Below are 13,426 nucleotides of genomic sequence, written 5' to 3'. Positions count from 1 at the left end.
TCGGACGAACCAGGCGTTGCACATGTGCAACATCGGATACGCTCGCCCATTCCCAGCAACGTCTGCCAATCACGCGTCCCACGCCTCCATTATTTCCCGACATCACGGCGAATGTGAGCAATCGCTAACTTGCTGATGTAAGGGACATATCGATTTCGTTATACCGAGACTAACTTTGGCGCGGATGGTCGGCTGAATTTTGTCTCCCCACCATTTCCCGGCCACTTCGTGTGGTGCGTTTTTTCTCGACGTTTCGGCCTATCTGCGCATGGCGAGCCTGTGCGAGAATCACGGCCGTTTATCAGGGAGGCGCTTCGCCAGCGGGCGCCGGCCGCTCCCGTGCACACCGGGAACGGGCACACAAAAGACATAAACCAAGGAGAAGTGAATGAAGCGGAGCATGGCCAAGGGCATTGGCGGGGCACTCGTGTTGGGCGCATGCATGAGCGCGCCGGCGTTCGCACAATCGAACGTCACGCTGTACGGTCAGGTCGACGCCTGGATGGGCGCAGTCAAGAACCCGGGAAGCGATCGCGCCTGGACGCAGGGCGGCGGCGGCATGTCGACGTCGTACTGGGGCATGAAGGGCAATGAAGATCTCGGTGGCGGCCTGAAGGCCGTGTTCGTGTTGGAAGACTTCTTCCGTCCGCAGAACGGTCAATACGGCCGCTTCCAGGGCGACTCGATGTTCTCGCGCAACGCATACGTCGGTCTGTCGTCGGACACCGCCGGCACGGTCACTCTCGGCCGTCTCACCACGTCGTACTTCGTCTCGACCATCCTGTTCAACCCGTTCGTCGATTCGTACACCTTCAGTCCGATGGTGTTCCACACGTACATCGGCGTGGCCGGTCAGGGCATCGTGGGCGACTCCGGCTGGAACAACGCGGTGATGTACACGACGCCGAACTTCAAGGGGCTGTCGGGCAGCGTCTCGTATGCGTTCGGCAACAAGGCCGGTGAGACGGGGCAGAACAAGTGGAGCGCGTCGGCGTTGTACTTCAACGGTCCGTTTGCGGCGACCGTCGCTTACCAGCAGGTGAAGTTCGATTCGCAACCGGACGACCTCGCCGGCATGACGGGCTTTCGCAGCCAGCAGGCCGTGCAACTGGGGGCGACGTACGATCTGCACGTGGTGAAGTTGTTCGGTCAGTATCAGTACATCCGCAACAACATCGCCGGCGGCGGTGTGTCGGAGAACGGTGGCCAGCTCGGCGTGTCGGTGCCGCTGGGCAACGGCAGCGTGCTCGCGTCGTATGCCTATACGAAGAGTTCTGGCGCGAGCAACGTCAACCGCAAGACGTGGGCGCTCGGCTATGACTACCCACTCTCGAAGCGCACGGATGTCTACGCCGCGTACATGAACGACAAGGTGAGCACGCTCTCGGGTGGCGATACCTTCGGCGGCGGCGTTCGCATGAAGTTCTGACATTCCCCGCGCACGCGGACTTTATGCGCGTGCCGAAGGAATCATCGAAGGGGGCAGACGCCGATTGGGCGCGTCTGCCCCCTTCGTTCGTCAGGTCGATCGCGATGTCATTGTTTGCGGATGTGGATGCCGACACCGACACGCCCGGCAGATCACACGCCCGCGTCAGCGTCGTTTCGCAGAGCGGTTTCATGTGTCACCGAATCCACGGGTCCGCGCTATGATTTGTGCACCGCGCAAGACGGTATTCCCGCCATCCCCCGAGCACAAACGGAGTAGAGACGACATGACGATTCAACACGTAGGCATCATTGGCGCAGGCACCATGGGCAACGGCATTGCACAGGCCTGTGCGGTGGCCGGGCTGCCGGTGACGATGGTCGATATCAGCGATGCCGCCGTACAGAAAGGCGTGGCGACGATTGCCGGCAGCCTCGATCGCCTGATCAAAAAAGACAAGCTCACGGCCGCCGACAAGCAAGCCGCACTGGCGCGCATCACAACCTCAACCGACTATGCCTCGCTGGCCGACGCCGACATCGTGATCGAGGCGGCCACAGAGAACTTCGATCTGAAGGTCAAGATCCTCAAACAGCTCGAGGGCGCGACGAAGGACAGTGCGATTCTCGCGTCCAACACGTCGTCGATCTCGATCACTCAGCTTGCCGCCGTGGTCGCCAAGCCGGCCCAATTCATCGGCATGCACTTCTTCAACCCGGTGCCGCTGATGGCGCTCGTGGAGATCATTCGCGGCTTGCAGACGACCGACGAGACGCATGCGCGTGTCGATGCCCTCGCGCGCCGACTCGGCAAGTCGCCGATCACGGTGAAGAACGCGCCGGGCTTCGTCGTCAACCGGATCCTGGTGCCGATGATCAACGAGGCCTTCTTCGTGCTGGCCGAGCATCTGGCGTCGCCCGAAGAGATCGACGAAGGCATGAAGCTCGGCTGCAATCATCCGATCGGACCGTTGGCGCTCGCCGACATGATCGGTCTCGATGTTTGCCTGTCCGTGATGAACGTCTACTACGAATCATTTGCGGACTCGAAGTACCGTCCGTGCCCGTTGCTCAAGGAAATGGTCGCCGCCGGGTATCTCGGACGCAAGACCGGGCGCGGCGTATATACGTATTGACCGCCGGTCGAGCGGACGGCAGGCCGGCGCGAGTTACGCGCCGGCGCGTTGCCCGGGCGTCACGTGGTAATCGCCGGATTCACCGCCGAGGTACTGGCGACCGTTGGCCGTCATCCACTGATGCTGCTGTCCGCCCTGAATCGACTCTGGCGGCAATGATTGTTCGTATCCCTGAAGATATGCGCGCTCGCCTTCGATGCGAAATCCGTGAGCGGCGGCAAGCCATTCCGCGTCGACGGCCTGCGCATCGTCGATCTTCAGGCGTTGCTCAGCCGGCTCGTCGGACCGCGGCGCGCCGAGACCATAAGGCGCTTGGCGCTTGGCGCGAGCCTGCGCTCTCAGCAGGCCAGTCGTTTGCGCGTGTCCTCGTATTCCTGCTTCAGACGCGCGATGATTTCGGCCGTCGGACGAATATCGTCCATCAATCCCACCCCTTGACCCGCACCCCATATGTCCTTCCATGCCTTCGCCTTGGAGAAGTTCATGGCGCTCTTGTCGGCCGTGGGCAAGTCATCGGGATCGAGGCCGGCATTCAGTATGCTCTGTCGAATGTAGTTGCCGGACACACCGGTGAACAGGTTCGTGTAGATGATGTCGTTGGCACTCGCCTCGACGATCGCCTGCTTGTACGTGTCGCTGGCGTTGGCTTCCGACGAGGCGATGAACCGCGTGCCGATATAGGCGAGATCGGCGCCCATGGCCTGGGCAGCCAGGACCGAGCCGCCGTTGGCAATCGCGCCGGAGAGCACGATCGGGCCGTCGAAGATCTTGCGCACCTCGCCCACCAGCGCGAACGGCGAGAGCATGCCCGCGTGGCCGCCCGCCCCGGCGGCGACGAGGATCAGCCCATCCACACCGGCTTCGAGCGCCTTGTTCGCATGGCGCAGATTGATCACGTCGTGCAGCACGATGCCGCCGTAGCTGTGTACTGCGTCGAGCACCTCCTTGGGCGGCGCGCGCAAGCTCGTGATGAAGATCGGCACGCGATGCTCCACGCATACCCGCACGTCGTGTTCGAGGCGCTGGTTCGACTGATGCACGATTTGATTGACGGCGAGTGGACCCACGATGGCGTCCGGATTCGCCGCCTGATACGCAGCGAGTTCTTCGGTGATGCGAGAGAGCCAGTCTTCGAGAATTTGCGGCTCACGCGCGTTCAGCGCAGGGAACGAGCCGACGATCCCGGCCTTGCACTGTGCGAGCACCAGTTCCGGGTAGCTCACGATGAACATCGGCGACGCCACGACAGGCAGCGCCAGGTTTTGCAGAATTTTGGGAAGGGCCATGAAGTCTCCTCGAGCAGGGCGTTCGGCGCGCGACATCACTGCGTCGACGCTCAATTCGCAGCGGGTTAATTTCGCGAACGATCGTTCGATTATAGGGGGAATCGTTCGTCGCCCGGTGAGCGGGCACTCGAAGAAAGCTTCGGTTCCGTGGAGGGAATTCGCGCGTGTATCAGGGAAAGTCCCCTTGGGAGATGGGGGCGTCGCGACTAGGATGAAAGCGCGTGCCAAGCGGCGTCAGCATCAAGACGCCACAGGACGGGCGCCGCGTTAGCGACCGCAGCGTTCGTCCGGCACGTCACGTCCTCAAACGCCGCTTGCCGTGACTGGCAAGCGGCGTTGTTTTTTCAAAAATCTGGAAAGCCCGGTGCGCCTAGACGGCGTACAACGTATCCGTCTCACGCTCGTAGCGCACGGCGCCTGCTTTGGCGAGTTCCGCGACGAGGCGGTCGAGCAGGTCGGGCCAGGCCGACGGCGGCGCAAGCATCGCGGCCGCACTGCGCCAGGCTCGCGCGGTGTCGAGGGTGGCCTTGAGCACCGTGCCCGTCATCTCCGTCTCGGCCATGAGACGGAAGACGATCAGCACCTTGAGGGCGTTGCGCGCATTGCGTGCCGGATCGCTTTGCAGATAGTCGAGGCGTGCGCGCGCGGTGGCGAGTGCGCCGTCGATATCGCCGAACGGTTTGCCGTGTCCGGGAATGACCTGCGCCACATCGAGTTGCTCGATGAGATCGAGCACGGCGGCCTGTTCGGCGAACCCGGACTCGCCGTCGAGCTCCGGAAAGATCACGCCGAAGCCGCGTTCCCACAGCGCATCGCCGGAAATCAGGATGCCGTCGGTGGCGTTGTAGAGCATCAGCGCGTGCGGATCGTGGCCCGGGGCACCGAGAACGAGCCATTCGCGCTCGCCGAGCGTCATCGCGTCGCCGGGCGAGAGGGTGTCGTCGAAGGTGAAGCGCGCGCACTGCTGGCCCGTCGCTTCGAACGACAGACGCCGTGCATCCCAGTGGCGCACGGGGTCGGCGTCGGCGGCGGGGACCCATGTACGGCAACCGTAGCGCGCTTGAAGTGCCGCGTTGCCGCCGCAATGATCGGAGTGCAGATGCGTGTTGACGAGCCGTTCGAGCGACTGGCCATGCGGCAGCGCGTGCGCGACGAGCGCGAGCGTCTGCTCGGCATGCGTGACGTAGCCGCTGTCGACGAGTGTTGGCGCGTCGCCGAGGAACAGGACATTGTTCGAGGAGAGCCAGCCGCGCTCGAACACGCGAAGCCCGGCGGGCAGGGCATGCGAGGTCATGGACGTAGGGGCATAAGAGGGAACACAGGGCGCTGGCGGCGTGTCACGCCGGCTTGGCGCTCACGAGGATCTTGGCCGTGGCGGCGATCACTGTCTCGCCGCGTTGATTGACGGCCTCGCCGTCGAGCGACACGATGTCGCCCGCGAGTTTGTCCTTCCACAGGCTGTCGGTCACGGTCCAGCGCACGGTGATGTCGTCGCCCGCGTGCACGGCGCGGCGCAACTTCATGTCGAATTCAAGCCCGAGCGGTTGGGCCGTTTTCGAATAGTGCGTGGCGAGCAGGGCGGCCAGATACGACATCTGCTGCGTGCCCGACGAGATCAGTCCGCCGAAGCGCAGGTCGGCGGCCGCGTAATCCGCGTCGTGGTGCAGTGGATTGAAGTCGTGTGCGAGCGCGGAAAATTCGCGGATCGAGTCAGGCGAAAAATGGTGGGTGGCGGCGAAGGTCTCACCAATGGCAACGATTTTTCCCATATGCGGTATTGAAAGCGTTATGCGTCGGGGCGCGTCATGCGTTGCCCGAGCCGGGGTCGTTGGCGATCACGCGGCGATACTGCACCGGCGGCGGTTCGTGTTCGACACGTCGTGCGGGCAACAGCGACCAGATGTGGCGCTTGTCGTCCTCGGCCATCGTCGACCATGCGGCAATTTCGTCGAGCGTGCGCCAGCAGCCAGAGCACCACCCCGTCGCTGGATTCATGCGGCAGATGTTGGTGCAGGGCGATGGCACAGGGGACGCGGGCAGGGTCATGATGGCCTTGGGGTGACGTAGGGAAGCGTTCGCTCAGTCGCGCAGCGCCACGTCGACGACGGGCGCGCCCGTCATCGCCACGAGCTGCATCGGCGTGAGGTTGAACACGGCATGCGGGTGCCCGGCGGCGGCCCACAGACTGGTGAGCTTGAGCAGGTCTTCGTCGATCAGCGTGAGCGGCGACACGACGTGCCCGATCGGGCTGACGCCACCAATTGAATAGCCTGTCTTCTCCTTGACGAAACGCGCATCGGCGCGGGCAAGGTCGCCGACCTGTGCCGCCACCTTCTTCTCGTCGACGCGATTGATGCCGCTCGCGATGACCAGCACCGGGGTGTCGTCGGCGGCGCGGCGAAAGAGGATCGACTTGGCGATCTGGGCCACATCGCACCCCAGGCCGGCAGCGGCCTCGGCCGAGGTCTTGCCGGTGCTCGGCAACAGCACGATCGGCTGGTCGTGGCCCAGGCCGGCGAGCAGCCGTGCAACGTGACGTGCGCCTTCGGGAAGAGCGTCCTGTTGGGCGGGTTCGGGAGTCCGGGGTGTCTCGCTCATGGTCGTGTCAGTGTCTTCGAATCACAGGGTCGACGCGGGCACATTGGCCCGCGCGGTATCACACACAGGTGGGCGCGCCGTCCTGCAGTTTCGCGAGCATGGCGCGGCCGACGCGTGACGCGTTCGGCCGGTCGATGGCGCGCGAAATGAAGTCGCCCGTGCGTACGACGGCGTCCAGATCGATGCCGGTCTCGATGCCGAGACCATGCAGCAGATACACCACGTCTTCCGTCGCCACGTTCCCCGTCGCGCCCTTGGCGTACGGGCAGCCGCCGAGGCCGGCGACGGACGAGTGGAAAATCGAAATGCCCGAGAGCAGCGCGGCGTAGACGTTGGCCGTCGCCTGGCCGTAGGTGTCGTGGAAGTGGCCGGACAGACGCTCGATCGGGAACACCTTCGCGCAGGCTTCCATGACTTCGCGGGTGCGCGAGGGCGTGCCCACGCCGATGGTGTCGGCAATGTCGATTTCGTCGCAGCCGAGCGCCGCGAGTCGTTGCACGACGTCGACCACGCTCGCGACGGACACTTCCCCTTGGTACGGGCAGCCGAGCGCGCACGAGATGCTGCCGCGCAGGCGCAGGCCGGCGTCCTTCGCCGCGCGCGCGACGGGTTCGAAGCGCGCGATGCTCTCTACGATGGAGCAGTTGATATTGCGTTGCGAGAACGCTTCGCTCGCGGCGCCGAAGATCACCACTTCGTCGGCCTTGGCCGCCACCGCGCCCTCGAAGCCGCGCAGGTTCGGCGTGAGCACCGAGTAGATCGTGCCGGGACGACGCGTAATGCCCGCCATCACCTCGGCGCCGTCGGCCATCTGCGGCACCCATTTGGGCGAGACGAACGAGGTGGCTTCGATATTGGCGAAGCCGGCGGCCGACAGTCGGTCGATCAGCGCAATCTTGATATCGGTCGGTACCGGCTGTTTTTCGTTTTGCAGACCGTCGCGCGGGCCGACTTCGACCACTTTCACGTGCTTCGGCAGATTAGGCGTGGACAAGGACATGCGGTGTCTCCTTGGAGGGGTTCGGGCAATGACGCGCGTGGGCGACGGCTCAGTAGCCGCGCGCCGGGTCGACGATGCCGGTGATGGCTTCGCCGCGTTCGAGCGCGGCGATCTTCCCGGCGATCTGCGCGACCGTTTCGTCGCGCAACGTCAGGGCGGAAATGTGCGGTGTGAGCGTCAGGCGAGGTGCGTGCCAGAACGGATGGTCTGCCGGCAACGGCTCGGTGCGAAACACGTCGAGCGTGGCTGCGGCGATCTGGCCGCTGTCCAGCGCGGCAAGGAGGTCGTCTTCCACCAGGTGCGCGCCGCGCGCGACGTTGATCAGGAACGCTCCTTGCGCCAACTTCGCAAACAGCTTGGCGTTGAGCACATCGACCGTTTGCGGCGTGAGCGGCAGCAGGTTGACGAGTATGCGGGTGCCGGACACGCAGGCATCGAAGCCGGCGTCGCCGTGGTGCAATTCGATGCCGCTATCGTCGCTGCGCTGGCTGCGGGTCCATGCACGTACCGGAAAGCCGAACGCCTTCAGTGCCTGGGCGACGTGCGCGCCGAGCGTGCCGTAACCGAGCACCGCGACGGGGAAATCCGCGAGACGGTTCGGCTTCTGGAACTTCCACTGACCTCGGGTTTGCTGCGCATCGAATTCGTCGAGACGGCGGAAGTAGCGCAATGCGGCGGCGCTCACGTACTGCGCCATCTGGTCGGCCATGCCGGCGTCTTCGAGACGGACCAGCGGCACGCCCGCCGGCAGGCGATGCGCGTCTTCGCCGTGCGTGCCGAGCACACCGTCCACCCCGGCGCCCAGGTTGAAAATCGCTTTCAGGCGCTCGCGCGGTTGCAACACTTCGGCATTCGGCTTCCAGAGCACCAGGTAGTCGGCGGGTGCTGCATCGCCAGGCTGCCAGCCGCGAATGCCGGCCTGCGGCAGATGCTCGGCGAGGCCGGCTTCGTAGGCGGCGGTCTTGCCGTCCGGAGAAAAGATCAGGATGTCCATGAGTTGCGGGGCAGACGCGTATAGGAATGAGTCATGGCGATAGGGCCAGCGAGGGGGCGGCACGCACCTACCGCACTGACGGTAACGGCGCGGGCGCATGGCACACATGTCCGGTCCTTCCGGCAGGCGTCGACGGCGCAGCCGCGTTCACTCGATTGACGTTAACGTCAAGTGTAACGCAGCTTGTGGTGTCGCGCGTACTGCGGCGAGGCCGGAGTCGCGGAGGGCGACGAGCCGCGAGGAGGGTGCGGAGGGCGAGGAAGGCGAGGAAGGCGAGGGCGGGGCGGTGACGTTGTGACGCGGCGCAGCGGCACAGCGCGCCGCTCCGCCGTCGGGGAATGACCGAAGCCGGTCAGTCGTTGGCGGCCGCGCGCAACGTCACGAGGTTGACGGCGAAATTGTGGCTGTCGTCGGCGATCCAGACTTCACCGTCCTGAATCGTGCACTGGAGGCGCATCGTGCGCGCGGCGAGTGCCGTGAGCGCCTCGGCGGACGCCTCATCGAGCATGCGCACCGTGAGGTTCGACAAGCGGGTGATCTGCGACTCGGTCGCCTGCCACCAGACGGCGGCGGGTTTGCCACCGTACGCCACGACGTCGACATGCGTCGCACGGCCCGCGGCTTTGACAAGGCGCCGCGCGTCGGGCTGCCCGACGTCGATCCAGCGGACGATGTCGCCCCCGAAGTCGTGTTCCCACAGGTCGGGCTCGTCGGCGTTGGAGAGGCCCTTGCCGAACGCGAGCCGTTCATCGGCATACAGCATGAAGGCCAGCAGGCGCACCATCATGCGTTCGTCGGTTTCCGACGGATGTCGGGCGAGCGTCAGGCTATGGGCGGCGTAGTAGTGGCGGTCGAGGTTGGTGATCTGCACCTCGGCCTTGTATATGGTGGCTTTGAGTGCCATACCGGGAAACCGCAGGAATGAAGGGAGTCGCAAGCATACACTAGCGCGTTGTTCCCGCTCTCCAAGGCGCCATGGCATGCCGATGGCGCACCGCGGCAAGCGGGCGGCAAGCTCGGTATACTGGCGGCCCCGCCTTACCTGATGTGTCTCCCATGCCGGTTCCTGTACCGCAAACGATCGACGTCAACGGTTATCCGATGGCGTACGTCGAGACCCCTGCCCCCGCCGACGCCAGTGGCGCGCCGCTCTTGCTGGTTCACGGTTCGCTTTGCGATTGCCGTTACTTCAAGCCGAACATGGCGCCGTTGGGGCAGCGGCGGCGGGTCATCTCGGTGAGTCTGCGTCACTACTGGCCCGAAGCCTGGGGCGGCCATGACGGTACGTTCTCGGGGGAGCAGCACGCCGAGGACCTGGCCGCATTCGTCACGGCGTTGGGCGTCGGCCCGGTCCATATGCTCGGCCATTCGCGCGGCGGCTATGTCGCGTTGCGCACGGCACTGCTCGCGCCCGACACCGTACGCTCGCTGATACTGGCGGACCCGGGCGTGGAAATCAGCGGCGGCCCGGCGCAGACGCCACTCGACCGCGAGCGGGGCAGCTTCCGCGAGCAGGCGCTTGCTGCCATCGAGTCCGGGGATATCGACGGCGGACTGGCGATCTTTATCGACACCGTGAGCGGCCCGGATACGTGGCGGCGCATGGTGCCGTGGTTCAAGCAGATGGTGCGCGACAACGCTCACACCCTGATCGGTCAGGTGGCCGAGCCGCGTACGCCGTTGCCGATCGACGCCCTTGGCGCGTTGCATGCGCCGGTGCTTCTGATGGGCGGCGCGCAAAGTCCCGCACCCTATCCCGACGTGCTGAACGCGCTCGCGTGCGCCATGCCGGAAGCCCGTCGCATGGTGATCCAGGACGCATCGCACGGCATGAATCTGGCCAATCCGATTGCGTTTCACCGCGCGGTGGACGCCTTCCTCGGGAACGACTGAACCCGAGGAGCGACGCCGGCGCGCGAGCCGGCGCGCGAGCCGGCGTCGCCCGGCGCCGGACACGCGCGCGTTGCGCGGACGTCGCGTCCCGCGATCAATCGCCCCGTTCTCATTCGTCGCGCAACACGCCGTGGCCCAGACGCAAGCTCAGCGTGCGGACCAGATCGGCCATCCACGCCTGATCGCGGTCCGACAATTTCTGCATTGCCCGGTTGAGCGAGGGATACGGATCGCAGGGCACCGCCACCCCCGCGTCAGCCAGCATGCCGTTCGACGAATCGAACGCCAGCAACTCATGCGGTGGCAGTCCCAACGTGTCGGCGAGAATGCAAATGTTGCGCAGCGAGATATTGCGCTTGCCTCGCTCGACACCGCTCAGGTATGAGCGCGCCAGACCGCTTTCCAGGGCAAGCTTGTCTTGCGCCCAGTTGTACTTCTTGCGCAAACCGGCCAGGTGTCGGCCGAATCTGAATAAATTGGTGTCCATAAGAATGTTTTCCTTGTTAGGGACAAGAAGATTGAAACAAAAAGCCGGCATTGGGGACGGTGCCTCGGGTATCCCCCGTTTGCGAGGCACGAACTACCGGGTCCGCAACGCGGATTTTTTGCGGACTTTCGGAGAAGGCACAAGGAGTGCGTGCTTTCAGACGGTAGTGGTGGCGCCAGTTTGCGTACCGCTCTGCAGGCATTTCGATACGCTTTGTCGCACTCCCGTGAACCGGAGCCGCGCAGTGTGACACCGGACATGCCGGCGCAAGCCATCACGCGATTCTGAAAGTTTCCGCCTTGGGATGTCACTCGATGTTGACGGGGCGAACCGGACGTTGTGTCGAGCGGCGCGAATGGTCGGCAGTCATCGGCCGGCTGTCATGCTTGATAGGCTTGGCGTGCATGAAATAGGCACGGCGCGGTGATACGTCCATTGCGGGGATGTAAGACGCTCGACGAAGCGAGCGTTTTTACGGAAGGCCAGGTCACGCTTACAAGACGAACGCTCACGCAACGTCCCCGCGATGCTGGGGGGACTTTGCGCAATGTCCTAAGAATCAATTGCCTCGCTTTCGCTCACTCGTCATCGCCGGTGGGGAAACGCCGCGAGTCATCGCGTGCGATGGCGTCGGATCTGGCGGCATTGGCCGACGTGACGGATGTGTCGTGGCGTTCGGATGGGGTGCGCCCGGGGTCACAGATGCGCGCGACGGGATGGGCGGCGTCGGTGCCGGTGCCGTCGGCAACGCGGTAGCCAGCTTCCCTCGGCGCGGCGAGTTGAAGATGGGCAGGAAAGCCTGCGGAGAACGCTGGGGCGGTGGGCGTCCGTCTAGCGGCGTTGGGGAGAGCCGCGGGCGGGGCGGCGGCGTCATCGAGGTCGTCGAAATCGTCGAGATCCTCGGTATCGTCGATGCCGTCGCGCGCTTCGTGCCGATTGCGCCTATCTCGCGCATCGCCACAGGCACCGCCGTGTGCGACAGACAAGGGGCCGCATCGGTCTGCGTAAGCGTCGGTCGCCGACGGCGGCGCCGCCTGACTCAGGCGGGAGCTGAGGCTTCGAATGATCTCGGCGAGCCAGACCTGATCGCGGTTTTCGAGGCGGCACAGCGAACGGCTGATCTGCGGCAATGGCGTACGATCGGGTAGCGCTGCGGTGTCAGCGGCACCGGCCGCCTGCGCAAAGCGCAGCATTTCGGACGTTGGCACGCCGAGCGTATCGGCCAGTACGCAGATATTGACCAGGGCGACGTTGCGTCGACCGCGCTCGATGCCGCTGACGTACGAGCGAGCCAGACCGCTCTCGAGCGCCAGTTTCTCCTGCGACCAGCCGCGCGCCTTGCGCAAGCAGGCCAGATGGTCTCCGAACAGCGCGAGTGGATTCGTTTGCATGGCGGAACTCCGTTGACGAGTCACACAGCGTAATCAATCCCCCCGCGTCTTGCGACGTTATATCGCTCTCCTCCCCATGCGTTACAGGCGGGCCTCTATACAGAGTCGGCGACCTCTATAGCGCAAAACTTATCGGACGCTTCCCAATTCATGGGGCCGCGCCATCACACGAGACGTTGTCAGCCGATGGGGCGACACGCTGACATGGAACGGCGCCAGTGCATCGGATGGTGCTGGCCGTGGCGTAGGCCGATGATGTCGATCAGCGCAGGCAGAAGCGGGCTAGCGCGCCGCGCAGGACGGCGGGCAGCGCGGCGGCGAAACCGAACGGGCGCGACAGCGCGGCCAGGCCCTCGCCATTGAGCACGCGAGCGCCCTCCAGGTGAGTGGCCAGCCGGCAGAAATCTTCTCGATTCATACCGACGCGCTCGCAGGCGATATCGAGCTGTTTCAAATCGTTCGGATGCAGCTCAAGGGTGACGGTAATGCGCTCTGAGGCGGTGTTCATGTCTGCCAATTTTCTCTGGTTCAAAACATTGGGCATGCCGCGCGGGTGAAGCGCATGCCGAAGCGCCCACGCGATAACGCGAGCGAGCGTGATCCGACGGCGCGCGATGGAGGGCGTCGGGGGCTAATGCAATGCGTGGGCAATACGAGGCTGTGGGCGCGAAATTGGCCGCCCGAGTCGTGGGCGGCGGTACGGCGCTAACGCGTGAGAGCGATGCCTCGTAACGGCGGGGAGGGATGACTCTCTATCCGGCCAGGACATCGGTGCCGGAATACAGCATGAGTACTGCGGACTGCGGACTACGGACTACGATTTCAAGTACGACGACAACTCGGTGCGACTCGTTGAACGGCGACTGACCGCTTCGGTTCCGGCAGCGTCGGCCCCAGCGGTGGCCGGCCAACGTTAAATTACGCGGCGTCCTTCAAGCGAATGCGCGAGCAAGGGGTACGACGATGACTACGGCGATATCGCAGGACACGTGAGACGTGGGTCGCCGCTGCGGTGCGTGCCGCAGCGCGTTGCAGTTGCATGACACGTGCCACTGTCGCCGTGACGGCGAGCGTCGCGACCCCTAGCCAAATGACGAAAATCACAAACCCTCTCCCTAAGCGACGACAGCGCGGCGTAACAACAGACGTAAGCGATGACTGTGTCCAATGACGACCGGCCCGAGTGGCAGCAGCGCGAGAGACATCGGCACGA

15 protein-coding genes are annotated in these 13,426 nt (G+C 64.5%); 3 read left to right on the top strand and 12 right to left on the bottom strand.

Annotated elements, in window-relative coordinates; genetic code table 11:
- Positions 1-388: 388 nt before the first annotated feature.
- Complete coding sequence (locus tag PanNE5_RS05015) at positions 389-1,429, top strand: porin (RefSeq protein WP_017233247.1); 1,041 nt, start codon at positions 389-391, stop codon at positions 1,427-1,429.
- 286 nt (positions 1,430-1,715) lie between these two features.
- Entirely contained in the window at positions 1,716-2,564 is an 849-nt protein-coding gene (locus PanNE5_RS05010) for a 3-hydroxybutyryl-CoA dehydrogenase (protein ID WP_261939345.1), read from the top strand.
- 33 nt (positions 2,565-2,597) lie between these two features.
- Here the strand turns inward: PanNE5_RS05010 and PanNE5_RS05005 are convergent, their stop codons facing one another.
- The 9 genes from PanNE5_RS05005 to PanNE5_RS04965 form a co-directional block, all read right to left on the bottom strand.
- Positions 2,598-2,720, bottom strand: a complete 123-nt coding sequence (locus PanNE5_RS05005; RefSeq protein ID WP_261939344.1) for a hypothetical protein — start codon at positions 2,718-2,720, stop codon at positions 2,598-2,600.
- A 182-nt stretch (positions 2,721-2,902) separates the two neighbouring features.
- Positions 2,903-3,850 (bottom strand): NAD(P)H-dependent flavin oxidoreductase, encoded by a 948-nt coding sequence (locus PanNE5_RS05000; RefSeq protein WP_017233245.1) that lies wholly within the window; start codon positions 3,848-3,850, stop codon positions 2,903-2,905.
- Positions 3,851-4,220: 370 nt separating this feature from the next.
- Complete coding sequence (locus PanNE5_RS04995) at positions 4,221-5,144, bottom strand: MBL fold metallo-hydrolase (protein ID WP_261939343.1); 924 nt, start codon at positions 5,142-5,144, stop codon at positions 4,221-4,223.
- 43 nt (positions 5,145-5,187) lie between these two features.
- Positions 5,188-5,619 carry a MaoC family dehydratase gene (locus PanNE5_RS04990; protein ID WP_017233243.1) on the bottom strand — a complete coding sequence of 144 codons (432 nt, stop codon included), beginning with the start codon at positions 5,617-5,619 and terminating at the stop codon, positions 5,188-5,190.
- 34 nt (positions 5,620-5,653) lie between these two features.
- Positions 5,654-5,896: a DUF1289 domain-containing protein gene (locus PanNE5_RS04985; protein ID WP_083902257.1), complete on the bottom strand. Its 243-nt coding sequence runs from the start codon at positions 5,894-5,896 to the stop codon at positions 5,654-5,656.
- Positions 5,897-5,929: 33 nt separating this feature from the next.
- Entirely contained in the window at positions 5,930-6,448 is a 519-nt protein-coding gene (locus PanNE5_RS04980) for a YbaK/EbsC family protein (RefSeq protein ID WP_261939342.1), read from the bottom strand.
- 58 nt (positions 6,449-6,506) lie between these two features.
- Positions 6,507-7,448, bottom strand: a complete 942-nt coding sequence (locus tag PanNE5_RS04975; protein WP_017233239.1) for a hydroxymethylglutaryl-CoA lyase — start codon at positions 7,446-7,448, stop codon at positions 6,507-6,509.
- 49 nt (positions 7,449-7,497) lie between these two features.
- Positions 7,498-8,442, bottom strand: coding sequence for a 2-hydroxyacid dehydrogenase (locus PanNE5_RS04970; protein WP_261939341.1), 945 nt, complete (start codon positions 8,440-8,442; stop codon positions 7,498-7,500).
- Positions 8,443-8,794: 352 nt separating this feature from the next.
- Complete coding sequence (locus PanNE5_RS04965; RefSeq protein WP_017233237.1) at positions 8,795-9,346, bottom strand: YaeQ family protein; 552 nt, start codon at positions 9,344-9,346, stop codon at positions 8,795-8,797.
- Positions 9,347-9,498: 152 nt separating this feature from the next.
- On the opposite strand from PanNE5_RS04965, the gene PanNE5_RS04960 reads away from it, so the two are divergent.
- Positions 9,499-10,335, top strand: a complete 837-nt coding sequence (locus PanNE5_RS04960; RefSeq protein WP_017233236.1) for an alpha/beta fold hydrolase — start codon at positions 9,499-9,501, stop codon at positions 10,333-10,335.
- 109 nt (positions 10,336-10,444) lie between these two features.
- Here PanNE5_RS04960 and PanNE5_RS04955 read toward each other — a convergent pair whose 3' ends face one another.
- The 3 genes from PanNE5_RS04955 to PanNE5_RS04945 form a co-directional block, all read right to left on the bottom strand.
- Positions 10,445-10,822, bottom strand: coding sequence for a helix-turn-helix domain-containing protein (locus tag PanNE5_RS04955; RefSeq protein WP_017233235.1), 378 nt, complete (start codon positions 10,820-10,822; stop codon positions 10,445-10,447).
- Positions 10,823-11,400: 578 nt separating this feature from the next.
- The gene (locus tag PanNE5_RS04950) at positions 11,401-12,213 is read right to left on the bottom strand and encodes a helix-turn-helix domain-containing protein (RefSeq protein ID WP_017233233.1); all 813 of its coding nucleotides are present in this window, start codon (positions 12,211-12,213) and stop codon (positions 11,401-11,403) included.
- Positions 12,214-12,475: 262 nt separating this feature from the next.
- The gene (locus PanNE5_RS04945; protein WP_017233232.1) at positions 12,476-12,721 is read right to left on the bottom strand and encodes a hypothetical protein; all 246 of its coding nucleotides are present in this window, start codon (positions 12,719-12,721) and stop codon (positions 12,476-12,478) included.
- Between the last annotated feature and the right edge of the window lie 705 nt (positions 12,722-13,426).

The organism is Pandoraea sp. NE5, from assembly GCF_024363545.1.
Classification (GTDB): Bacteria; Pseudomonadota; Gammaproteobacteria; order Burkholderiales; family Burkholderiaceae; genus Pandoraea; species Pandoraea cepalis.
The sequence above is the reverse complement of the archived record's forward strand: the minus strand, read 5'-3'. Positions and strand labels throughout refer to the sequence as shown.